This window comes from Pseudomonas sp. VA159-2, from assembly GCF_024126635.1.
In the GTDB taxonomy this organism is placed as follows: domain Bacteria; phylum Pseudomonadota; class Gammaproteobacteria; order Pseudomonadales; family Pseudomonadaceae; genus Aquipseudomonas; species Aquipseudomonas muyukensis.
On record NZ_JAMYBV010000008.1, the window covers coordinates 51398 to 75142 of the forward strand.

Annotated in this window: 20 protein-coding genes; 6 read left to right on the forward strand and 14 right to left on the reverse strand. The window is 65.8% G+C overall.

Features of this window, described 5'->3' with window-relative positions:
* Window positions 1-3: 3 nt before the first annotated feature.
* Window positions 4-1893, reverse strand: coding sequence for a propionyl-CoA synthetase (locus NJG22_RS09925; RefSeq protein ID WP_253094186.1), 1890 nt, complete (start codon window positions 1891-1893; stop codon window positions 4-6).
* A gap of 153 nt (window positions 1894-2046) precedes the next feature.
* Here NJG22_RS09925 and NJG22_RS09930 point away from each other — a divergent pair, with 153 nt between their 5' ends.
* Together NJG22_RS09930 and NJG22_RS09935 are read left to right on the forward strand one after the other, a co-directional pair.
* A complete protein-coding gene (locus NJG22_RS09930; RefSeq protein ID WP_253094188.1) occupies window positions 2047-3321 on the forward strand; it encodes a leucine-rich repeat-containing protein kinase family protein in 1275 nt (424 codons plus the stop codon).
* A gap of 94 nt (window positions 3322-3415) precedes the next feature.
* Entirely contained in the window at window positions 3416-4282 is an 867-nt protein-coding gene (locus NJG22_RS09935; protein ID WP_217848468.1) for a LysR family transcriptional regulator, read from the forward strand.
* On the opposite strand, the gene NJG22_RS09940 is transcribed toward NJG22_RS09935, so the two are convergent.
* The 5 genes from NJG22_RS09940 to NJG22_RS09960 form a co-directional block, all read right to left on the reverse strand.
* Entirely contained in the window at window positions 4256-5413 is a 1158-nt protein-coding gene (locus NJG22_RS09940) for an HPP family protein (protein WP_253094190.1), read from the reverse strand. The genes NJG22_RS09935 and NJG22_RS09940 overlap by 27 nt on opposite strands.
* A gap of 220 nt (window positions 5414-5633) precedes the next feature.
* On the reverse strand, window positions 5634-6953 hold the full coding sequence (locus tag NJG22_RS09945) for a sensor histidine kinase (RefSeq protein WP_253094192.1): 1320 nt from the start codon (window positions 6951-6953) through the stop codon (window positions 5634-5636).
* A complete protein-coding gene (locus NJG22_RS09950; protein ID WP_253094194.1) occupies window positions 6950-7618 on the reverse strand; it encodes a response regulator transcription factor in 669 nt (222 codons plus the stop codon). Before NJG22_RS09950 ends, NJG22_RS09945 begins: the two co-directional genes overlap by 4 nt.
* A complete protein-coding gene (locus NJG22_RS09955) occupies window positions 7619-7933 on the reverse strand; it encodes a PepSY domain-containing protein (protein WP_253094196.1) in 315 nt (104 codons plus the stop codon).
* Complete coding sequence (locus NJG22_RS09960; protein WP_050705079.1) at window positions 7933-8241, reverse strand: PepSY domain-containing protein; 309 nt, start codon at window positions 8239-8241, stop codon at window positions 7933-7935. The genes NJG22_RS09955 and NJG22_RS09960 overlap by 1 nt, the downstream gene beginning before the upstream one ends.
* Window positions 8242-8566: 325 nt before the next feature.
* Between NJG22_RS09960 and NJG22_RS09965 the strand changes: the two genes are divergently transcribed.
* Together NJG22_RS09965 and queD are read left to right on the forward strand one after the other, a co-directional pair.
* On the forward strand, window positions 8567-9646 hold the full coding sequence (locus tag NJG22_RS09965) for a patatin-like phospholipase family protein (RefSeq protein WP_253094198.1): 1080 nt from the start codon (window positions 8567-8569) through the stop codon (window positions 9644-9646).
* Between the two features lie 53 nt (window positions 9647-9699).
* Entirely contained in the window at window positions 9700-10056 is a 357-nt protein-coding gene (gene queD / locus NJG22_RS09970) for a 6-carboxytetrahydropterin synthase QueD (protein WP_253094200.1), read from the forward strand.
* Window positions 10057-10079: 23 nt separating this feature from the next.
* Here queD and NJG22_RS09975 read toward each other — a convergent pair whose 3' ends face one another.
* Together NJG22_RS09975 and NJG22_RS09980 are read right to left on the reverse strand one after the other, a co-directional pair.
* A complete protein-coding gene (locus tag NJG22_RS09975; RefSeq protein WP_253094202.1) occupies window positions 10080-10676 on the reverse strand; it encodes a hypothetical protein in 597 nt (198 codons plus the stop codon).
* A 67-nt stretch (window positions 10677-10743) separates the two neighbouring features.
* Entirely contained in the window at window positions 10744-11214 is a 471-nt protein-coding gene (locus NJG22_RS09980) for a DUF1289 domain-containing protein (RefSeq protein ID WP_253094204.1), read from the reverse strand.
* Window positions 11215-11619: 405 nt separating this feature from the next.
* On the opposite strand from NJG22_RS09980, the gene acnB reads away from it, so the two are divergent.
* Entirely contained in the window at window positions 11620-14229 is a 2610-nt protein-coding gene (acnB, locus tag NJG22_RS09985) for a bifunctional aconitate hydratase 2/2-methylisocitrate dehydratase (protein WP_253094446.1), read from the forward strand.
* 123 nt (window positions 14230-14352) lie between these two features.
* Here the strand turns inward: acnB and prpD are convergent, their stop codons facing one another.
* The 6 genes from prpD to NJG22_RS10015 form a co-directional block, all read right to left on the reverse strand.
* Entirely contained in the window at window positions 14353-15837 is a 1485-nt protein-coding gene (gene prpD, locus NJG22_RS09990; protein ID WP_253094210.1) for a 2-methylcitrate dehydratase, read from the reverse strand.
* Between the two features lie 143 nt (window positions 15838-15980).
* Window positions 15981-17171, reverse strand: a complete 1191-nt coding sequence (prpF, locus tag NJG22_RS09995) for a 2-methylaconitate cis-trans isomerase PrpF (RefSeq protein WP_253094211.1) — start codon at window positions 17169-17171, stop codon at window positions 15981-15983.
* Window positions 17172-17325: 154 nt separating this feature from the next.
* Window positions 17326-19914: a Fe/S-dependent 2-methylisocitrate dehydratase AcnD gene (gene acnD, locus NJG22_RS10000; protein WP_253094212.1), complete on the reverse strand. Its 2589-nt coding sequence runs from the start codon at window positions 19912-19914 to the stop codon at window positions 17326-17328.
* Window positions 19915-20080: 166 nt separating this feature from the next.
* Window positions 20081-21208 carry a 2-methylcitrate synthase gene (prpC, locus tag NJG22_RS10005; RefSeq protein WP_253094213.1) on the reverse strand — a complete coding sequence of 376 codons (1128 nt, stop codon included), beginning with the start codon at window positions 21206-21208 and terminating at the stop codon, window positions 20081-20083.
* 104 nt (window positions 21209-21312) lie between these two features.
* Window positions 21313-22203, reverse strand: coding sequence for a methylisocitrate lyase (prpB, locus tag NJG22_RS10010; protein ID WP_253094215.1), 891 nt, complete (start codon window positions 22201-22203; stop codon window positions 21313-21315).
* Window positions 22200-22916, reverse strand: coding sequence for a GntR family transcriptional regulator (locus NJG22_RS10015; RefSeq protein WP_217848491.1), 717 nt, complete (start codon window positions 22914-22916; stop codon window positions 22200-22202). The genes prpB and NJG22_RS10015 overlap by 4 nt, the downstream gene beginning before the upstream one ends.
* 287 nt (window positions 22917-23203) lie before the next feature.
* Here NJG22_RS10015 and NJG22_RS10020 point away from each other — a divergent pair, with 287 nt between their 5' ends.
* Window positions 23204-23740, forward strand: a complete 537-nt coding sequence (locus NJG22_RS10020) for an ATP-dependent zinc protease (protein ID WP_134690189.1) — start codon at window positions 23204-23206, stop codon at window positions 23738-23740.
* The last annotated feature ends 5 nt before the right edge of the window (window positions 23741-23745 follow it).

Consider the following 23745-nt stretch of genomic DNA (forward strand, 5'->3'; position numbering starts at 1 on the left):
AGCTCAGCCCGCCCTGGGCAGGTCCGCCAGCACGCCCTCGATCTCACCCAGCACCGCCGGATCATCCAGAGTCGAGGGCGGCGCGTAGTCCTGGCCATCGGCAATCTTGCGCAGCACCGCCCGCAGGATCTTGCCCGAACGGGTCTTGGGCAGGCGCTTGACCAGCCGTACCCGGCTGAAGCAAGCCAGGGCGCCAATCTGCTCGCGCACACTGGCCACCAGTTCGCCCTGCAACTGCACCTCGCCAATGCCCTGCCCGTCCTTGAGCACCACCAGCGCCAACGGCACCTGGCCCTTGATCTCGTCGTGCACGCCGATCACCGCGCATTCGGCCACCGCGGGGTGGCGCGCCACCAGGTCCTCCATTTCGCCGGTGGACAGCCGATGACCGGAGACGTTGATGACGTCATCGGTGCGTCCCATGATGTAGACGAAGCCGTCATCGTCCAGGTAGCCGCCGTCACCGGTGTGGTAATAGCCTGGATAACTGTGCAGGTAGGCTTGCAAGTAACGCTCATGGTCACCCCAAAGGGTCTGGCTACAACCAGGAGGCAGCGGCAAGGCAATGACGATGGCACCCTGCTGGTTCGGCCCCAGCGGCTTGCCGTCATCGTCCAGCACCTGCACATGGTAACCCGGCACCGCGCGGTTGCTCGACCCCGGTCGCGCCGCGCTGCCTTCGAGCCCCACGCACGGCGCGGTTACCGGCCAGCCGGTCTCGGTCTGCCACCAGTGGTCGTGCACCGGCTTGCCCGTGACCCGCTCGAGCCAGGCGTGGGTGCTGGAGTCGAGCTTCTCGCCGGCGAGGAACAGCTGGCGCAGCGAGCTCAGGTCATGCCCGCGGAGCAACTCGCCTTCCGGGTCTTCCTTGCGGATCGCCCGCATGGCGGTAGGCGCGCAGAACAGCCCATTGACCCGATGCTGCTCGACGATACGCCAATAGGCCGCGGCATCCGGCGTGCGAATCGGCTTGCCTTCGTAGAACACCGTGGTGCAGCCGCTCATCAATGGCCCGTAGACGATCAGTGAATGGCCGACCACCCAGCCGACGTCGGAGATCCCCCACCACACGTCACCGGCCTGCATGCCATAGATATGCCGCATGGCGTAGCACAGGGCGACTGCATTGCCGCCATTTTCGCGGACGATGCCCTTGGGTTTGCCGGTGGTGCCGGAGGTGTACATGATGTACAACGGGTCACCGGCATCCAGCGCCACGGGCGCCACCGCCTCGGCGCCGACCAGCGCCTGCCGCCAGTCCAGGTCGCGCCCGGCCTGCAGCTCGGCGCGGGCCTGGGGTCGCTGCAGCACCAGCACATGCCGCGGCTGGTGGCCGGCCAGTTGCAGGGCGCGATCGACCAGCGGCTTGTATTCGATCACCCGGTCGAACTCCAGGCCGCAGGAGGCGGTGAGCAGCAAGCTGGGCCGGGCATCGTCGATCCGCAGCGCCAGCTCGTTCGCGGCAAAACCACCGAACACCACCGAGTGCACCGCGCCGATGCGCGCGCAGGCGAGCATGGCCATGGCCGCCTGGGGCACCATCGGCATGTAGATGATCACCCCGTCGCCCTTGCCCACGCCCAGGCTGCGCAGCAGGCCGGCCAGGCGCGCAACTTCGTCGCGTAGTTGCAGGTAGGTGAAGGTTTGCTGCGCGCCGGTCACGGGCGAGTCGTAGATCAACGCCAGTTGTTCGCCACGGCCCTGTTCGATCTGCTGGTCGAGGGCCAGGTAGCAGCTGTTCAGGCGACCGTCGGCGAACCAACGGTGGGTGCCGTCGGCGTTGCGCTGCAAGGTGATGGAAGGCTTGCGCTGCCAGGCCAACTGGTCGGCCTGGGCCTGCCAGAAAGCCGCGGGGTCGGCAATGGAATGGGCGTAGCTGTGCTGATAGGTCATTGGTTGGCAACCCGGTACTTGTTGTTATTGAAGGGCGAGCCTGGAGTATGGACCGGGCCTGCACCCTCGCCATCGGACTTAAGTCGCAACCCATATGCAGATTTGCAGGGATTAAACCTCTAGAATAGTCAGCCCCGACCCAAGAGCCGTTCCATGCATACCCTCGACGACCTGCGCGCCGGCCGCCTGCGCGGTATCACCCGCCTTGACCTGCGCCAGGGCCTGACGCACTTCCCCGCCGAAATCTTCACGCTGGCCGACAGCCTGGAAGTGCTCGACCTCACCGGCAACGCCCTTACCGATCTGCCCGAGGACCTGCACCGGTTGCACCGGCTCAAGGTGCTGTTCTGTTCGGAAAACGCCTTCACCCACCTGCCGCTGGGCATCGGACGCTGCCCTATGCTGGAGACGGTGGGGTTCAAGAGCAACCGCATCACCCACGTCGATGGCCAGGCCCTGCCGACGAGCCTGCGCTCGCTGGTGTTGACCGACAACGCCTTGGAGCAACTGCCTGAAGCGCTTGGCGACTGCGCCCAGTTGCAAAAACTGATGCTCGCCGGCAACCGACTGATGGCGCTGCCCAGCAGCCTGGCGCGCTGCGAGCGCCTGGAACTGCTGCGTATCGCCAGCAATCGCCTGACGGCCCTGCCCGACTGGCTGTTGCAGCTGCCGCGCCTGGCCTGGCTGGCCTACGCCGACAACCCGCTGCCCGAGGGTTTTGTCGCCCCGGCTGCCGATGGCCACTGCCCGACGCTGCACTGGCGCGACATGCGCCTGGCAGAGGAACTCGGCCGCGGTGCCTCGGGGCTGATCCACCGGGCGCACTGGTCAGGCCAGGCCGCGCCGGTGGCGGTCAAGCTGTACAAGGGCGCGATGACCAGCGACGGCTCGCCGCTGGCGGAGATGAGCGCCTGCATCGCTGCCGGCGAACATCCGCAACTGGTACGCCTGGCCGGGCGTATCGACGATCATCCGCAGGGCCTGCCGGCGCTGGTCATGGCGCTGATCGATGGGCACTGGGCGAATCTCGCCGGCCCGCCCAGCCTCGACAGCTGCACCCGCGACCGCTATCCCGAGACCCGGCGCTTGACGTTGCCGGCAGTCCGCCGCCTGGTGGCCGGCATCGCCTCGGTGTGTGCCCACCTGCATGGGCGTGGCCTCAACCATGGCGACTTGTACGCCCACAACATCCTGTTCGATGCAGACGGCCAATGCCTGCTGGGGGATTTCGGCGCGGCATCGTTCCATCCGCCTGCGGCCAGGGCATTGGAGCGCTTGGAAGTACGCGCCTTCGGCATTCTCGTGGAGGAGTTGCTGGGCTGCTGCGAGCAGGACGACCAGGGCCTGCGCGAGCTGGCCAGGGCTTGCCAGCAAGCGCAAGTGCTGGCGCGCCCGTCCTTTGCCGAGATCGCCGCAGGTTCACTGTAGCCGCTGCGGTTGAGGACAGCGACACCCCAGGTGTTCGCCCCATTACGGTGCAAAGCCTCTAGAATAGGCCCCCCTCCAGCCACAGAGCGTCACCATGGACATCGATCAGGCCCGAACCTTCCTGGAAATCGTGCGTTGCGGCAGCCTGGTTGCCGCCGCCGAGCGTCTGTTCGTGTCGCAGACAGCCATCACCGCACGGGTCCAGCGCCTGGAACAGCAACTCGGCTGCCAACTGTTCGTGCGCAGCCGCAACGGTGCCAGCCTGACCAGCGACGGCGAGGCCTTCGTCACCTACGCCAACCAGCTGGTGCAAACCTGGGAAGCGGCGCGCCGCGACCTGCCGCTGCCCCAGGGCTGTCAGCAGGTCCTGCATGTGGGCGGTGAAGTGAGCCTGGGCAACCCGATGATGCTCGACTGGGTCAGCGCCCTGCACCATGAACTGCCCAGCCACGCGATCCGCAGCGAGGTGAGCGATGGCGAGTCGCTGCTGCGCAAGGTCGAGATGGGCTTGCTGGACGCCGCGCTGGTCTACCAGCCGACCTATGGCCCAGGCTTGCAGGTGGAACAGCTGATGGAGGAGAAGCTGATCCGCGTGCGCCGTGTCGACGCCCCCGAGCCGTACATCTACATCGACTGGGGCGAGGCGTTCCGCCGCCAGCACGATGCCGCCCTGCCCGACCTGTCACGCCCGGCGCTGAGCTTCAACCTCGGGCCGCTGGCCTTGCAGTTCATCCTCGACCAGGGTGGCAGCGGCTACTTCCGCACCCGGGTGGTGCAGGCCTACCTGCAAAGCGGGGTGTTCGAGCGGGTGCCGCAGGCGCCGGAGTTCACCTACCCGACCTTCCTGGTCTACCCGCGCAAGCGCGACAGCGAGGCCCTGCAACAGGCCTTCACGGTGCTGCGCCGGCTGGTGGCCGCCGGCGACAGCGATTGGTCACAACGCTGGGACCCGCTGATCTGAGCCCTGCGCCGCGGCATTGAGCAAGTGCCGCTTGAGCCCGGCGATCAGGTCGGTCTGGGTGATCACCCCCACCAGCTGGTCAGCGTCGAGCACCGGCAGGCAGTGCAGCCCCTGCTCGCTGAGCAGCGGCAGCAAGCGCTCCAGTGGGTGCTGGCTGCTGACGCTGACCACCCGGCGGCTCATCACCTGCTCCAGGCGCACCACCTTGCGCCGCCACATGCCGCGCCAACTGAAGCGGCCACGGTCCATCGCCGGGCCGACCAGGTCGCTGAGGCTGACGATGCCCACCAAGCGCCCGCCGTCCAGCACCGGCAAGGTCTTCAGGTGATGGCTGGCAAGCATCTTCCAGGCCTGCTCGAGGGTGGTGCGCGGCGTCGCCGACTGCACATCGCGGGACATCACCGCGCTGGCGGTGATGCCGCCCAGGCTGCGTTGCAAGGCATGTTGCTCGGTCGCCAGGATGATCCGCTCCAACTCGTCGCGGGTAACGTCGACGAACTCGCCGATCTCTTCCAGGGCCTGGTCCAGGTCCTGGGCGTTGATCCCGACCCGCTCGCCGGGCAGCGGGTCGTGAGTGTGGTGCAGGTCCTTGCGCGGCGCCGTGCCCTTGGGGTAGCGCACGCCGGTCAGGCGGTTGTAGAGCACCGCCACCGCGACCAGGATCACGGCATTGAGCAGCACCGGCTCGAGCAGGTGGTCGCCCAGCGCCACCAGCCCCGGATCGGCCAGTACCGCACTGACCGCCACGCCGCCACCCGGCGGGTGCAGGCAGCGCAGCAGGCACATCAGCAGGATGGCGATGCCCAGCGCGGCGGCGGCGACCCACAGGCCATCGCCGAAGCCATGGCGCATGGCCAGGCCCACGGCGCCGGCCAGGGCATAGCTGCCCAGCACTGGCCAGGGCTGCGCCAGCGGCCCTGAGTGCACGGCGAACACCAGCACCGCCGAGGCCGCCAGCGGCCCGAGCAGGTGCAGGGCAACCGACGGCCCGTACAGCAGGCTGCACAGGTAACCGGCAAGGAACAGGCCGAGCAGCGCGCCAAGGCCTGCGCGCAGCCATTCTCGGGGAGGGATGTTCAGGGGTGCCGGGAGCAGGCGCTGCAGACGGCTTTCGGGACGCGAGGCAGACATCGGGAGATCGGATCGTGTGGTCTGATTGAAAAAAGAAAGCCCAGCGTTACCGGCCTGGGCCCTGTATTGCCAAGGCAATAGCGCAAGGGGCTCCGTCCATGGAGAGATGGAAACCAAGCGGTTTCGTGAGGGGCGATTGTGCCGAGTGGCTCGGCAATGGGCCAATTCAAAAAACTGCGGCTGTACTGCAATTTTTTTGCACGGTTGATCCGCAACAGGATCAACGCCCCTTGCGCGGCAGCTCGATGCTCACCCGCAAACCGCCCAGGGTACTGTCGAGCAAGGCGATGCGCCCGCCCCAGGCTTCGACGATATCACGCACGATCCCCAGCCCCAGGCCATGCCCGTCGACCTGCTCGTCCAGCCGCGAGCCCCGCTCCAGCACTTGCTGGCGCAGGTCCTGGGCAATCCCTGGGCCATCGTCATCGACCCACAGCTGGAAACCCTCGGTGGTCGGCGCGATGCCAAGGCGCACCTCGCTATCGGCCCATTTGCAGGCGTTGTCCAACAGGTTGCCGAGCAGCTCCAGCAGGTCCTCGCGGTCCCACGGCAGCAACAGCCCGGGCGGCACGTCGCGTTCGAGCGACAGGCCTTCGCCATGGATCATGCCCAGGGTCGACAACAGCCCGGGCAATTCGGCGTCGCAATCGAACTGCGCGCCGGGCAACGCGTCCCCGGCCAGGCGCGCACGGTTGAGTTCGCGGGCCAGGCGCTGCTGGATCTGCTGCAACTGCTCGCGCATTTGCTCGCGCACCTGCGGCAGCGCTTGCAAACGCTCGCTGGCGGCCAGGCTGAGCAACACCGCCAGCGGCGTCTTCAGCGCGTGCCCCAGGTTACCCAGGGCAGTACGCGAACGGCGCAGGCTGTCTTCGGTGTGGGCCAGCAGGTGGTTGATCTGGTCCACCAGCGGTTGCAGCTCGCTGGGCACCTCGGCATCCAGTTGCGAACGCTGGCCCTGTTGCAACTGGGCGATCTGTTGCCGCGCGCGCTCGAGCGGGCGCAACGAGCGGGTCACGGTGAAGCGCTGCAACACCAGCACCAGCAACAGCGCCAGCACGCCCATGCCCAGGCCGATCTGCTGCATGCGCCGGAAGGCCTCGCGCACCGGCGAGTAGTCCTGGGCCACGCTGATGGAAATATCCTGCCCCAGGCGCCGGTAATCGCCTCGGTAGGCCAGCAGTTGCTGGCCTTCGGGGCCGAGTTCATGGCCATCGTCCAACCCTGGGCGGGCCGGCTTGGGCATGTCCAGGTCCCACAGCGAGCGGGAACGCCAGGTGCCCTGGTCAAAGTCGATGCGAAAGTAATACCCCGAGAACGGCTGCTGGTAGGCTGCCGACAGCCGACGCTCATCCAGCTGCAAACCGGAAGGCCCACGCACCAGCGCCACCAGCAGGTTCTCGCTCTCTTTGCGCAGGCCGTTTTCCAGGTAGCGCTGCAGGCCGGCCTCGAACAGCCACAGGGTCACCTGTGCCAGGCCCACGCCGACCAGCACCAGCACGGCCACCAGGCCCAGGCTCAGGCGCGCCTGGATCGACTTCACGCGACGTTCCCGGCGTAGACGTAGCCCTGGCCACGGCGGGTCTCGATCACGCTGCGCCCGAGCTTGCGGCGCAAGTGGTTGACGTGCACCTCGAGCACATTGGAGTCGCGCTCGGTCTCGCCGTCATACAGATGCTCGGCCAGGTGGTTCTTGGACAGCACTTGCCCTGGGTGCAGCATGAAATAGCGCAGCAGGCGAAACTCGGCGGCGGTCAGTTGCACGTCGGCACCGTCACGGCTCACGCACTGGCGCGATTCGTCCAGGTGCAACCCGGCGGCCTCCAGCGTCGGCTGGTTGGCCAGGCCCTTGGCCCGGCGCAGCAGCGCCTGGATGCGCAGTTGCAGCTCCTCGGGGTGGAACGGCTTGGTCAGGTAATCGTCGGCACCGGCCTTGAGGCCTTCGATGCGCTCGGCCCAGGAACCGCGCGCGGTGAGGATCAGCACCGGGGTGGCCAGGCCCGCCGCGCGCCACTGCGCCAGCACCTCGAGCCCGGGCAAGCCCGGCAGGCCGAGGTCGAGCACGATCAGGTCGTAGGGTTCGCTCTGGCCTTGGTACACCGCGTCCCGGCCATCGGCCAGCCAGTCCACGGCATAGCCCTGGCGTTGCAGGGCGACGGTCAGTTCATCGGCCAGGGGCACGTTGTCTTCGACAAGCAGCAGGCGCATTCAGTCGTCTTCCTCGTCCTTGAGCAGGGCGCCGGTTCGGGCATCGTACTTGATTTCGCGGACCACGCCGGCCGGGGTCAGCAGCTCGACCTCGTACTCGTAGCGGCCGTGCTTTTCTTCCAGCTCCGCCTCCAGCAGGCGCGCCCCGGGGTAACGCCCCAGGGCGGCATCGAGCAGTTGCTCCAGCGGCAGGATGACGCCTTGTTGCCGAAGCTCCAGGGCTTCATCCTGATCCAGGTCGCGGGCGACGGCGAGCGAACTGACGGCCATCAGGGCCAGGGCCAGGCAGCGCGCCGTTCGCGGCAGATCGGGCATCAGTTATCTCGCTCGTCCTTCAGGACTTCACCGGTCTTGGCGTCCAGGTCCACATCCCACTCGACGTTCTGGGCGTCACGCAGGTCGACCTTGTAGATGTAGCGGCCGTATTCGTTTTCAAGCTCCGAGTCGGTCACGGTGGCGCCCGGGTGCTTGGCCACGGCGGCGGCCTTGAGTTCGTCCAGGGACTTGATTGTCTTGGCGTTCACCAGCTTGACCACTTCGTCGGGCTGCACGTCCTTGGCGAAGGCGGCATTGGCACCGAAAGCGAGGGCGGCGGCGGTGAACAGGGCAGTCAGGGTTTTCATGAGGTTCTCTCCATCGAGCTGTGTAATTTGTCTACCGGGTTAAGATTAACCACCGGTCCTTAACTCAACCTGAAAACAGCTGGCCGCATGATAGCGCAGCTCATGCAAGCCCGTACGCAATCCCTTGTAGGAGCGGCCTTGCCGAGGCGTCGGACCGGTCGGAAAGGGCTGCGCAGCAGCCCCCGGGATTTCAGCGTTTTTGCAAAGATCGCCGGGGCCGCTTTGCGGCCCTTTCGCGACACAAGGCCGCTCCTACAGGGGGATATGTACGTCCAGCCCCGCGATACGCTCTATACTGCCCGCCTGCCCGGCCCGAGACCCCACCATGAGCGCCATCCACATCAAGCGCCCCGCGCTGACCTTCAAGGCCGGCCAGCGCGCCCTGCGCCAGATCCGCGAGCGCGGTTTGCGGGCCGAAGACGTCGGCGTGCTGCCCGGCGCCGCCGGTGGCCCCAAGCCACTGGGGATCCAGGGCCTGGACCTGGCCCTGTTCGGTGAATGGCTGCCCAGCGCGCCGCGACCGCGTGCGCTGATTGGCGCCTCGATCGGTGCCTGGCGCTTCGCCAGCGCCTGCCTCGACGACCCGGTGGCCGGCATTCGTCGCCTCGGCGAGCTGTATACCGAACAGGACTTCGCCAAGGGCGTGACCGCCCGGCAGATCAGCCAGAGCTGCCAGCGCATGCTCGACGATCTGCTGCAAGGCCGCGACGGGCAGATCCTGGCCAACCCGCACTACCACCTGAACATCCTGGTGGTGAAGAGCCATGGCCAGCTGGCCCACGACCACCGTGGCCGCCTGGGCCTGGGCCTGGGCGCGGTGATCGCCAGCAACCTGCTGGGCCGCGCGCGCCTGGCCCGGCATTTCGAGCGGGTGATCCTGCATGACCGGCGCGCCTCACCACCGCTGGATGCCCTCAGCGACTTCCCCTCGCGCTGCCTGCCGCTGGACCCAGCCAACCTGCGCCATGCCCTGCTCGCCTCGGGCTCGATCCCGATGGTCATGGAAGGCGTGCGCGACATTCCCGGCGCAGGGGCCGGCACCTACCGCGACGGCGGCCTGCTCGACTATCACCTCGACCTGCCCTACAAGGGCGACGACCTGGTGCTGTACCCGCACTTCACCGACAAGGTGGTGCCCGGCTGGTTCGACAAGGCCCTGCCCTGGCGCAAGGGCGACGCCACGCGCCTGCAGAACGTGCTGCTGATGACCCCGTCGCCGCAGTACCTGGCCGCGCTGCCTTACGGCAAGCTGCCGGACCGCAACGACTTCAAGCGCTTCATGGGCGATGCGCCGGCACGCAAGCGCTACTGGTACAAGGCCATCGCCGAAAGCCAGCGCCTGGGCGACGAACTGCTGGAGCTGATCGCCACCGGGCAGCTGCACGAACGGTTGCAAGCCTTGTAGCGGTCATGCTGGTAGACTGCGCGTATTATCGATTCACACAGAGTTAAGACAGCGTGGAAATCTTCAAGGAATTTACATTCGAGTCCGCCCACCGCCTGCCCCACGTCCCGGCCGGCCACAAGTGCGGCCGCCTGCATGGCCACTCGTTCAAGGTCGCCCTGCACCTGACCGGCCCGCTCGACCCGCACACCGGTTGGATTCGCGACTTCTCCGAGATCAAGGCGATCTTCAAGCCCATCTACGAGCAGTTGGACCACAACTACCTGAACGATATTCCCGGCCTGGAAAACCCCACCAGCGAAGTGATCGCCAAGTGGATCTGGGACCAGGTCAAGCCGCTGTTGCCGGAGCTGTCCAAAGTGCGTATCCACGAAACCTGCACCAGCGGTTGTGAGTACACGGGCAACTGAGTGCGCCTGATGCAGGGCGCTGGTCATGGGAAGGGATACGTCACGACTTGCAATGTCACGCGCCCGGCCCGCCCGCCCTTACTGTTTAAATAGGGCACCCCGAACTGCTTGTAGCGCCCGACTGGTGAACCGTCAAAATTCGTAAGCTTCAAATTGTGACGCATATTCTCAGTTTTCAAGCGCGTCGGGGTTAGCCCCTCAAGACGCCACAAATCACTGGCCGCGATAATCGTGCGTTTGCCCGCCTCGGATGCACTGACGTACATCGCCATGTAGCCGGCATAATCGGCATCCATGGCATAGTTCATGATCCTCGGCGGCGCATCGACACGTCTCGCCGCAGGCCTTATCTGGTAGTAGTAACCGCCGCCAAACCCACGCCCCTCGTAAAGACCAAACCAGAAAAGGTCGAACAAGACGCCCTTGTTTCCTTGCACGGCGAGGGGCTCGGCGCGCATGTAGGTATCCTGCCCATCGTGGCCGTCGAAGCGCACCCAGATCGGGAGAATCCCCGGCGCCTTTTCGTCCCAGTGTCCTGACTCGACCGTGGTCTCATCCTCTTGCCACCACATCCTGGCAAGGAAAGAACCACTGGCGCTATAACGGTAAAAGAGCGGCATCGCAAACCCCTTGAATGAATATCAGGGGACCTTGCCATGGCGCGAAGGTGGTTTTCAGATGGAACGGCTACTCGTGCGACACATCGACGAGAAAGCGCGGGGCGATATAGCGCTGGTAATGCGCCTCGGACAGCAGGAAGAACTCACGATCAATGGCATCGCGCAACTGCGGCAGCTCCCAGTCGCGAAACTCCGGCAGCAGCGCCATCCCGTAGGCCTCCAGATCGCGGATCATCCGCGCCCCGCGGGCGATCAACTGGTAGGCCCAGCAATACTCGGACTGGTGTGCGACGAAGCGGATCGAGCGCTGCTCCAACTGCTGGCGCAACAGGCTTTTGTCGAACACTTCCAGCTTGGCCATCATCACCTGCACCAGCAGTTGCTCCAGGCGCAGCCAGACCGCGCGCTTGTGTTCATCGTCGTAACCGTTCCAGTGGATCACTTCGTGGTGGAAGCGCTTGCAGCCACGGCACACCAGGTCTCCGTACACCGTGGAGCAGAGGCCGACGCAAGGGGTCTTGATGGACTGGTTGGACATGGAAAAACAACGGCTTGGCGGGGGAACATCGGATCATGTTAGCCCTTTGTCTAACCAGGGTCACCCGTTAAAGTCATGATCGGCGCCTTACCTTCGGCTTTTTTTTGCCGTAGAATCACACCGCCTTTTCAAGGCAACCATGTCCGTTGGAAGCTGTTTTCAAAGCGTCACGAGCACAGTTGATCCGGCAGAACGGCGTTGGCCCGGGCCATGCACCCCTCGCATGCCCGCGCCAGCCCTCATCAGCTCCCGTTCTGCAGGCGTAAAACTTTGAAAGCAGCTTCTGTAAGGATTCTCTGCGACCCTGGCTGGGCGACTCAAAAAGTCGTCGCTGCGCATGGGTGCATGGAATGCTGGATGAGCGTCCCGGACTCCCTTTAGGGACCACTGATGAGGGTAATAACTGTGCTTGAAGCCTACCGCAAACACATCGAAGAGCGTGCCGCTCTGGGTATCGTGCCCCAGCCGCTGAACGCCGAACAAACTGCAGGCCTGGTCGAGCTGCTGAAAAACCCGCCGGCCGGCGAAGAAGCCTTCCTCGTAGACCTGATCACCAACCGCGTACCGCCAGGGGTGGACGAAGCCGCCTACGTCAAGGCTGCGTTCCTGTCCGCCATTGCCAAGGGCGAAGCCAAGTCGCCGCTGATCGAGCGCAAGCACGCCACCGAGCTGCTCGGCACCATGCAGGGCGGCTACAACATCGAAACGCTGGTCGCGCTGCTGGATGACGCCGAACTGGGCGCCGTCGCGGCCGAACAGCTCAAGCACACCCTGCTGATGTTCGATGCCTTCCATGACGTGGCCGAAAAAGCCAAGGCTGGCAATGCCCACGCCAAGGCCGTACTGGAATCCTGGGCTGCCGGCGAGTGGTTCACCAGCCGTCCGGCGATCGCCGACAAGTACACCCTGACCGTGTTCAAGGTGCCTGGCGAAACCAACACCGACGACCTGTCCCCTGCCCCGGACGCCTGGTCGCGCCCTGACATCCCGCTGCACGCCCTGGCGATGCTGAAGATGGCCCGTGACGGCATCGAGCCTTCGCAACCAGGTTCGGTCGGCCCGCTGGCCCAGATCGAAGCGGTCAAGGCCAAGGGCCACCCGGTCGCCTACGTCGGTGACGTGGTCGGCACCGGTTCCTCGCGTAAATCGGCCACCAACTCGGTGCTGTGGTTCTTCGGCGACGACATCCCGTACGTGCCGAACAAGCGCGCCGGTGGCTTCTGCTTCGGCACCAAGATCGCCCCGATCTTCTACAACACCATGGAAGACGCCGGCGCCCTGCCGATCGAATTCGACTGCACCAACCTGGCCATGGGCGACGTCATCGATGTCTACCCGTTCAAGGGCGAAGTGCGCCGCAACGGCAGTGAAGAGCTGGTCACCCGCTTCGAACTGAAAACCGAAGTGCTGCTCGATGAAGTCCGTGCTGGCGGCCGTATCCCGCTGATCGTCGGCCGCGGCCTGACCGAGAAAGCCCGCGCCGAACTGGGCCTGGCCCCATCGGACCTGTTCAAGAAACCCGAGCAGCCTGCCGCTTCGACCAAGGGCTTCACCCTGGCGCAGAAGATGGTCGGCCGTGCCTGTGGCCTGCCAGAAGGCCAGGGCGTGCGCCCAGGTGCCTACTGTGAACCGAAGATGACCACCGTCGGCTCCCAGGACACCACCGGCCCGATGACCCGCGACGAGCTGAAAGACCTGGCTTGCCTGGGCTTCTCCGCCGACCTGGTGATGCAGTCGTTCTGCCACACCGCGGCCTATCCGAAGCCGATCGACGTCACCACCCACCACACCCTGCCAGACTTCATCCGCACCCGTGGCGGCGTGTCGCTGCGCCCAGGCGACGGCATCATCCACAGCTGGCTGAACCGCATGCTGATGCCGGACACCGTCGGTACCGGTGGCGACTCGCACACCCGCTTCCCGATCGGCATCTCGTTCCCGGCAGGTTCCGGCCTGGTGGCCTTCGCCGCCGCCACCGGCGTCATGCCGCTGGACATGCCGGAGTCGATCCTGGTGCGCTTCAAGGGCAAGCTGCAGCCTGGCATCACCCTGCGTGACCTGGTGCATGCCATCCCTTACTACGCCATCCAGAAGGGCCTGCTGACCGTCGAGAAGAAAGGCAAGAAGAACGCCTTCTCCGGCCGCATCCTGGAAATCGAAGGCCTCAACGACCTGACCGTCGAACAGGCCTTCGAGCTGTCCGACGCATCGGCCGAACGCTCTGCCGCCGGTTGCACCATCAAGCTGCCAGAGAAGGCCATCGCCGAGTACCTGCAGTCCAACATCACCCTGCTGCGCTGGATGATCGGCGAAGGCTACGGCGATGCCCGCACCCTGGAGCGCCGCGCCCAGGCCATGGAAGCCTGGCTGGCCAAGCCTGAGCTGCTGTCGGCCGACGCAGACGCCGAGTACGCCGAAATCATCGAAATCGACCTGGCCGACGTCAAGGAGCCTGTGCTCTGCGCGCCGAACGACCCGGACGATGCCCGCCTGCTGTCTTCGGTACAGGGCGAGAAGATCGACGAAGTGTTCATCGGTTCGTGCATGACCAACATCGGTCACTTCCGCGCTGCCGGCAAGCTGCTGGACAAGGTCAAGGGTGGCATTCCGACCCGTCTGTGGCTGGCCCCGCCAACCAAGATGGACGCCCACCAGCTGACCGAGGAAGGCTACTACGGCATCTACGGCAAGGCCGGCGCGCGCATGGAAATGCCAGGCTGCTCGCTGTGCATGGGTAACCAGGCACGCGTGCAGACCGGTTCGACCGTGGTCTCCACCTCGACCCGTAACTTCCCGAACCGCCTGGGCGACGCCACCAACGTGTACCTGGCCTCGGCCGAGCTGGCCGCTGTCGCCTCGATCATCGGCAAGCTGCCGACCGTCGAGGAGTACATGCAGTACGCCAAGGACATCGACAGCATGGCTGCCGACGTCTACCGCTACCTGAGCTTCGACCAGATCGCCGAGTTCCGCGAAGCGGCAGCCAACGCCAAGATCCCGGTGGTCCAGGCGTAAGCTGAGCAGTACGCTGTAAAACAAAGCCCCGGTAGCAATACCGGGGCTTTTTCGTTCGGCCCTGTTCGCCGGCAAGCCGGCGCCTACACCCACCTGCAGGAGCCGGCTTGCCGGCGAAGCTTTTCAGATCACGAACAGATCGACAAACCTGTGCACCGGCATGGCCTCAAGCACAGCCTGGTCCTTGCACACAGCCAGGATTTCCTCGCAGCGCTGCCGCGCGAACCGCGTCGCCAGGTTCTCGCGGAACTTCGCCTCGAGCAACGGCATACCCTCCTCCCGCCGGCGCCGGTGCCCAAGTGGGTACTCCACCACCACCTGTGGCGTATGGCTGCCATCCTTGAAGAACACCTGCACGCCATTGGCGATGGAACGCTTGTCGGCCTCCAGGTATTCGCGGCTGAAGCGCGGCGCCTCGACGACCACCATCCGCTCGCGCAAGCGGTCGATGCTCGGGTGCGCGGCATGGAAGGCATCCTCGTAGTGCTCGGCCACCAGGTCGCCGAAGATCAACGGCACGGCGGTCATGTACTGCAGGCAATGGTCGCGGTCGGCGGCGTTGGCCAGCGGCCCTTCCTTGGAGATGATGCGGATCGCCGACTCATGGGTGGTGATGACGATACGGTCGATTTCGTGCAGGCGATTGCGCACCTGCGGGTGCAGGATCACCGCTGCCTCGCAGGCGGTCTGGGCGTGGAATTCGGCGGGGAAGCTGATCTTGAACAGCACGTTCTGCATGACATAGCTGCCGAACGGTTGCGCCAGGCGTAGTTGGCGCTGGCCTTCGGGCTTGAGCGCCAGGTCCTGGTTGGTGTGGCTGAACGATACATCATAAAAGCCCCACTGCGGCGCGCTGAGCACCCCAGGCACCCCCATCTCGCCGCGCATCGCGATATCGGCCAGGCGCACGCCGCGGCTGGCAGCATCCCCCGCCGCCCATGACTTGCGCGAACCGGCGTTGGGCGCATGGCGGTAGGTGCGCAGGGCCTGGCCATCGACGAAGGCGTGGGACAGCGCCGACAGCAGTTGCTCGCGGCTGGCGCCCATCAACCGCGAGCAGACTGCCGTGGAAGCGACCTTGACCAGCAGCACATGGTCCAGGCCAACCCGGTTGAACGCGTTCTCCAGCGCCAGCACGCCCTGGATTTCGTGGGCCATGACCATGGCATCGAGCACTTCGCGCATGAGCAGCGGCGCCTCGCCGTTGGCCACGCGCTTTTGCGAAAGATGATCGGCGACAGCGAGGATGCCACCGAGGTTATCCGAGGGGTGCCCCCACTCAGCGGCGAGCCAGGTGTCGTTGTAGTCCAGCCAGCGGACGATGCAGCCGATGTCCCAGGCCGCCTTGACCGGGTCCAGGCGATAGCTGGTGCCGGGCACGCGGGCGCCATGAGGGACGACGGTGCCCTCGACCAGCGGGCCGAGATGCTTGGTGCATTCGGGGAAGCGCAGGGCCAGCAGGCCGCAGCCGAGGGTGTCCATCAGGCAGTGGCGAGCGGTGCCCAGGGCTTCGGCGGATTCGACGCGATAGCCGAGCACGTAGTCGGCGATGGTCTGCAGGACCTGGTCGTAGTCGGGCCGGGTGTTGAGGTCTGCGTTTGCGCTCATATACAGCTCCCTTCAAGAGTGCCGGGGCTGCGCTGCAGCCCTTTCGCGACACAAGGCCGCTCCTACAGGGGGAACGCAATCCTTGTCTCGCGAAAGGGTCGCAAAGCGGCCCCAACCAACGAAAGCCGAACGCTGATGATGCCTTAGAAACTATCGCCAGGTATGCGCACCCAGCCTTCCATCAGCACCCGCGCGCTGCGGCTCATGATTGCTTTGGTCACGCTCCACTGCCCGTCCACCTGACGCGCCTGCGCCCCCACCCGCAAGGTCCCGGACGGATGCCCGAAACGCACGGCACTGCGTTCACCGCCACCGGCAGCGAGGTTAACCAACGTGCCCGGGATCGCCGCGGCGGTGCCGATGGCGACCGCCGCGGTACCCATCATCGCGTGGTGCAACTTGCCCATCGACAGCGCGCGCACCAGCAGGTCGACGTCCTCGGCGGCGACAACCTTGCCACTGGAGCAGGTATAGCCGGTCGGCGCCGCGACGAACGCCACTTTCGGCGTGTGCTGGCGCCCGGCGGCCTGGTCGATATGCTCGATCAGGCCCATGCGTACCGCGCCATGGGCGCGCAGGGTCTCGAAACGCTGCAGTGCCGCGGTATCGCCGTTGATGGCGTCTTGCAGCTCGGTACCGGTATAGCCGATATCCGCGGCATTGACGAAGATGGTCGGGATGCCGGCGTTGATCAGGGTCGCCTTGAACGTGCCGACACCGGGCACCTCGAGGTCGTCGACCAGGTTGCCGGTGGGGAACATCGCCCCGCCGGCGCCGTCCTCGTCGGCCGCCGGGTCGAGGAACTCCAGCTGCACCTCGGCGGCCGGGAAGGTCACGCCGTCGAGTTCGAAGTCGCCGGTTTCCTGCACCTCACCGTCGGTGATCGGCACATGGGCGATGATGGTCTTGCCGATATTGGCCTGCCAGATGCGCACGGTGGCGATGCCGTTGCGCGGAACCCGCGCGGCCTCGACCAGGCCGCTGGCGATGGCGAACGAACCGACCGCGGCCGAGAGGTTGCCGCAGTTGCCGCTCCAGTCGACGAAGGCGGTGTCGATCGACACCTGGCCGAACAGGTAGTCGACGTCGTGGTCGGCCTTGATGCTCTTTGACAGGATCACCGTCTTGCTGGTGCTGGACGTCGCGCCGCCCATGCCGTCGATCTGCTTGGCGTATGGGTCGGGGCTGCCGATCACCCGCAGCAGCAGGGCGTCACGGGCCGGGCCCGGGACCTGGGCGCGCTCGGGCAGGTCTTGCAGGCGGAAGAACACGCCTTTGCTGGTGCCGCCACGAATATAGGTGGCGGGGATTTTTACTTGGGGTACGTGGGCCATTGCAGTTTTTCCTGATCTTTTCGTTTCGGCGAAAATCCCTGGGGCTGCTTTGCAGCCCTTTCGCGACACAAGGCCACTCCTACAGGAGGTCGCGGTCGCCTGTAGGAGCGGCCTTGTGTCGCGAAAGGGCCGCCAAGCGGCCCCCGCTACATGCTCAGCCGGTCGCTTCGAGGAAGTCCTGGGCAAAGCGCTGCAATACCCCGCCGGCCTCGTAGATAGATACCTCCTCGGCGGTATCCAGGCGGCAGGTCACCGGCACCTCGACGCGCTCGCCACTGCGCCGCGTGACCACCAGGGTCAGGGTCGCGCGCGGCGTGCGCTCGCCGAGCACGTCGTAGGTCTCGCTGCCGTCCAGGCCCAGGGTCTTGCGGTCGGTGCCCGGCTTGAACTCCAGCGGCAGCACGCCCATGCCCACCAGGTTGGTGCGGTGGATGCGCTCGAAGCCCTCGGCGACGATGGCCTCGACCCCGGCCAGGCGCACGCCCTTGGCCGCCCAGTCGCGGGACGAACCCTGGCCGTAGTCGGCACCGGCGACGATGATCAGCGGCTGCTTGCGCTGCATGTAGGTTTCGATCGCCTCCCACATGCGCGTCACCTTGCCTTCCGGCTCGATGCGTGCCAGCGAACCCTGCCGCACGCTGCCATCGTCCTTGCGCACCATCTCGTTGAACAGCTTGGGGTTGGCGAAGGTGGCGCGCTGGGCGGTGAGGTGGTCGCCACGGTGGGTGGCGTAGGAGTTGAAGTCCTCCTCGGGCAGGCCCATCTTCGCCAGGTACTCACCCGCAGCGCTGTCGAGCATGATCGCATTGGAGGGTGACAGATGATCGGTGGTGATGTTGTCCGGCAATACCGCCAGCGGGCGCATGCCGCGCAGGGTGCGCTCGCCGGCCAGGGCACCTTCCCAGTACGGCGGACGGCGGATGTAGGTGCTCATCGGCCGCCAGTCGTACAACGGCGCAACCTTGGGCCCGCGATCCTCCTCGATGGCGAACATCGGGATGTACACCTGGCGGAACTGCTCGGGCTTGACCGCGGCGCGCACCACCGCGTCGATTTCCTCGTCGCTGGGCCAGATGTCCTTGAGGCGAATCTGCTTGCCGTCGACCACGCCCAGCACATCCTTCTCGATGTCGAAGCGGATGGTGCCGGCGATGGCGTAGGCCACCACCAGTGGCGGCGAAGCGAGGAAGGCCTGCTTGGCGTAGGGGTGGATGCGCCCGTCGAAGTTGCGGTTGCCCGACAGCACCGCGGTGGCGTACAGGTCGCGGTCGATGATCTCCTGCTGGATCACCGGGTCCAGCGCACCGGACATACCGTTGCAGGTGGTGCAGGCGAAGGCCACGATACCAAAGCCCAACTGCTCCAGCTCCTGCTCCAGCCCAGCTTCCTTCAGGTACAGCTGCACGGCCTTGGAGCCCGGCGCCAGCGACGACTTGACCCAGGGTTTGCGTACCAGGCCGAGCCTGTTGGCGTTGCGCGCGATCAGGCCGGCGGCGATGACGTTGCGGGGGTTGCTGGTGTTGGTGCAGCTGGTGATGGCGGCAATGATCACCGCGCCGTCCGGCATCTGCCCCGGCACTTGTTCCCAGGCACCGGCGATACCCTTGGCCGCCAGCTCGCTGGTGGCCACCCGGGCATGCGGGTTGGACGGGCCGGCCATGTTGCGCACCACGCAGGCCAGGTCGAAGCTCAGGGTGCGCTCGTACTCGGCCTTGGCCAGGCTGTCGGCCCACAGGCCGGCGGTCTTGGCGTAGGTCTCGACCAGCTGCACCTGCTGTTCGTCGCGGCCCGTGAGCTTGAGGTAGTCGAGGGTCTGCTGGTCGATGGCGAACATCGCCGCGGTGGCGCCGTATTCCGGCGCCATGTTGGAGATGGTGGCGCGGTCGCCCAGGGTCAGCGCGCTGGCGCCGGCGCCATGGAACTCGAGGTAGGCGCCAACCACTTTCTGCTTGCGCAGGTATTCGGTCAGGGCCAGCACCAGGTCGGTGGCGGTGATGTTCGGCGCCAGGCGCCCGGTCAGCTCGACGCCGACGATTTCCGGCAGGCGCATCCACGAAGCGCGGCCGAGCATGACGTTCTCGGCCTCCAGGCCACCGACGCCGATGGCGATCACGCCCAGGGCATCGACATGGGGGGTATGGCTGTCGGTGCCGACGCAGGTGTCGGGGTAGGCCACGCCGCGGTCGCTATGGATCACCGGCGACATCTTCTCCAGGTTGATCTGGTGCATGATGCCGTTGCCCGGCTGGATCACGTCGACGTTCTTGAACGCCTGCTTGGTCCAGTTGATGAAGTGGAAACGGTCTTCGTTGCGCCGATCCTCGATGGCGCGGTTCTTCTCGAACGCCTGCGGGTCAAAGCCGCCGCATTCGACGGCCAGCGAGTGGTCGACGATCAGTTGCACCGGCACCACTGGGTTGACCTGGGCCGGATCGCCGCCCTTGTCGGCGATGGCGTCGCGCAGGCCGGCCAGGTCGACCAGCGCGGTCTGGCCGAGGATGTCGTGGCACACCACACGGGCGGGGAACCAGGGGAAGTCGAGGTCGCGCTTGCGCTCGATCAACTGCTCGAGCGAGGCGTTGAGGGTGGCCGGGGCGCAGCGGCGCACCAGGTTTTCGGCCAGCACCCGGGAGGTGTACGGCAGGCCGTCATAGGCGCCGGGCTTGATCGCCTCGACCGCGGCACGGGCGTCGAAGTAGTCCAGGGCGGTGCCTGGCAGGGGCTTGCGGAATGCGGTGTTCATATCGTTATCGGGCTCGGTCACGGTGTTCAGAAGGCAGGTCTGGCCTTGGGGGGGCGCTACGCGCCCCTTTCGCGACACAAGGCCGCTGCTACAGGGACTGCGCCGCACCGGTGGGAGCGGCCTTGTGTCGCAAAAGGGCTGCGCAGCAGCCCCAGCGATCTATGACTCAGCGCTGCTCGATCGGCACGAACTGGCGCTGCTCGACGCCGGTGTACTCGGCGCTCGGGCGGATGATGCGGTTGTTGGCGCGCTGCTCGAACACGTGCGCGGCCCAGCCGGTCAGGCGCGAGCAGACGAAGATCGGGGTGAACAGCTTGGTCGGGATACCCATGAAGTGGTACGCCGAGGCATGGTAGAAGTCGGCATTGGGGAACAGGCGCTTCTGCTCCCACATGGTCTTGTCGATGGCTTCGGACACCGGGTACAACACCTTGTCGCCGACCTCGTCGGCCAACTGCTTCGACCAGCCCTTGATCACCTCGTTGCGCGGGTCGGACTCTTTGTAGATCGCATGGCCAAAGCCCATGATCTTGTCCTTGCGCTCGAGCATGCGCAGCAGCTCGGCGGTGGCTTCCTGCGGGCTCTGGAAGCGTTCGATCAGCTCCATGGCTGCCTCGTTGGCCCCGCCATGCAACGGGCCGCGCAGCGAGCCGATGGCGGCGGTGATGCAGGAGTACAGGTCGGACAGCGTCGAGGCACAGACCCGGGCGGTGAAGGTCGAGGCGTTGAACTCGTGTTCGGCGTAGAGGATCAGCGAGACGTTCATCACCTTGACGTGCAGCGCGCTGGGTTTCTTGCCATGCAGCAGGTGCAGGAAGTGGCCGCCAATCGTTTCTTCGTCGCTGCTGCAATCGATGCGTACACCGTGATGGCTGAAGCGGTACCAGTAGCACATCACCGCCGGGAACAGCGCCAGCAGGCGGTCGGTCTTGTCGCGCTGCTGCTCGAAAGTCAGCTCCGGCTCCAGGGTGCCGAGCAGCGAGCAACCGGTGCGCATCACATCCATCGGGTGGGCGTCGCGCGGGATGCGCTCGAGCACTTCCTTGAGTGCCTGGGGCAAATCGCGCAGGCCCTTGAGCTTGCGCTTGTAGTCGGCAAGCTCGGCCTTGCTCGGCAGCTCGCCGTACAGCAGCAGGTAGGCGACTTCCTCGAACTCGGCGCCTGCGGCCAGGTCGCGCACGTCGTAGCCGCGGTAGGTCAGGCCGGCACCGGCTTGGCCGACGGTCGACAGCGCGGTCTGGCCGGCCACCTGGCCACGCAGGCCTGCGCCACTGAGTACTTTTGCTTCGGCCATGGTGTTTCTCCTTTCTTGAATTTGTTATCGAAGTCTTTTCTGGCTAATCGGGTGCCGGGCCTGTTCGCCGGCAAGCCGGCGCCCAAGGGCGATGTGCGCTTGAATCAGCCCTTTTTCTGGGCGAACAGCGCATCCAGGCTCTGCTCGAAGGCGTGGTAGCCGATGGCGTCGTAGAGTTCCATGCGGGTCTGCATGGTATCGATCACGTTCTTCTGGGTGCCGTCACGGCGCAGCGCGGTGTAGACGTTCTCGGCGGCCTTGTTCATGGCGCGGAAGGCCGACAGCGGGTAGAGCACCAGGGACACGTCGACCGAAGCCAGTTCCTCGGTGGTGTACAGCGGCGTGGCGCCGAACTCGGTGATATTGGCCAGGATCGGCGCCTTAACCCGGTCGGCGAAGGTCTTGTACATGTGCAACTCGGTGATCGCCTCGGGGAAGATCATGTCGGCGCCGGCCTCGATGCAGGCGGCGGCGCGGTCCAGCGCGGCATTCAGGCCCTCGACCGCCAGGGCGTCGGTGCGCGCCATGATCACGAAGCTGTCGTCGCTGCGGGCGTCCACCGCGGCCTTGATGCGGTCGACCATCTCCTGCTGCGAGACGATCTCCTTGTTCGGCCGGTGGCCGCAGCGCTTGGCGCCGACCTGGTCTTCGATGTGAATGGCCGCGGCGCCGAACTTGCTCATCGAACGCACGGTGCGCGCGACGTTGAACGCCGAGGCGCCAAACCCGGTGTCGACATCCACCAGCAGCGGCAGATCGCACACGTCGGTGATCCGGCGCACGTCGGTGAGCACGTCGTCCAGACCGCTGATGCCCAGGTCCGGCAGGCCCAGGGAGCCGGCGGCGACACCGCCGCCGGACAGGTAGATGGCCTTGAAGCCGGCGCGCTTGGCCAGCAGGGCGTGGTTGGCGTTGATGGTCCCGACCACCTGCAGCGGGTGTTCGGCGGCAACCGCGTCACGGAAACGCTGGCCGGGGGTGCTCTTGACTGTCATGACTCACCTCGTGGGCTATTGTTGTCGGCGCCCTGGTAGTGGCGCTCGATATTGCGCTTGGACGCGCCGATGTGGCGGCGCATCAGGAGTTCTGCGAGTTCGCCGTCGCGGGCCTCGATGGCGTCGAGGATGCGGTGATGTTCGGCAAAGGCCTGGCGCGGACGGTTGGGCGTGGTGGAAAACTGGATGCGATACATGCGCACCAGCTGGTACAGCTCGCCGCAGAGCATCTTGTACAGGGTCTGGTTGCCGCTGCCCTGGATGATCCGGTAGTGGAAGTCGTAGTCGCCTTCCTGCTGGTAGTAGCCCTGGCCGGCCTGGAACGCGGCGTCGCGCTCGTGGGTGTCGAGCACATGGCGCAGCTCGTCGATGGCGGCCTGGCTCATGCGCTCGGCGGCCAAGCGACAGGCCATGCCTTCCAGCGATTCACGAATCTCGTACAGTTCGATCAGCTCGGCATGGCTCAGCGATACCACCCGCGCGCCCACATGGGGTACCCGCACCAGCAGGCGCTGGCCTTCGAGGCGGTGGATCGCCTCGCGCAACGGGCCGCGGCTGATGCCGTAGGTGCGCGCCAGCTCCGGCTCGGAGATCTTGCTGCCCGGCGCGATCTCACCCTTGACGATGGCGGCCTGGATGCAGCGGAAGACGTGCTCCGAGAGGGTCTCGGTCTCGTCCTGGGGGAGCAACGTGGCCTGGGCTGTGTCCAGCATTATTGTCGACACCTTAAAAGTCAATGACGGCAAAACTAGCCAAATAGAGGCGAACAGTCAAAGACAAAAAGAACATTGTCGACAATCGTCTAATAACGAACTTCACCCGCCCCCACGCGGTCTGATCGCGGGCGCGCTGGCGTCAAGGCACCGGCGTGATAGAATGCCGCGCTCCTTCGGGAGCATGGACACTGTGTCTGTCATCACTTCATGGTGTCGACAGACCTTTCGAGGACGCTTGGCCAGTCGCCTTGCCCTGACCCCCCGCACAGCACCGCGCCAGGATTATGAGACTCATACCCGCTTCATTGCTGCTCTGCCTGACCCTGCTGCCGGCGCTCGCGCCCGCGGCAGACAAGACCGTTTACGGCCTGAACGAATACGCCCGCCTCGGCGGCCTGGACCTGGAAGTGGCGGCCAAGCTCGACACCGGCGCCAAGACCGCCTCGCTCAGCGCCCGCGACATCAAGCGCTTCAAGCGCAATGGCGAGAGCTGGGTGCGTTTCTACCTGGCCATCGACGCCGCGCACCAGCACCCCATCGAACGCCCCCTGGCCCGTGTCAGCAAGATCAAGCGCCGCGCCGGGGACTATGACGCCGAATCCGGCAAGGCCTACACTGCTCGTCCGGTGATCGAACTCGAGATCTGCATGGGCCAGACGCAACGCACCATCGAGGTCAACCTCACCGACCGCAGCGCCTTCCAGTTCCCGCTGCTGATCGGTTCCGAGGCTCTCAAGCACTTCGGTGCGCTGGTCGACCCAAGCCTTAAATACGCGGCCGGCAAACCTGCCTGTGCCACCGAAGCTCCCAAAGCAGAGTAATTCCG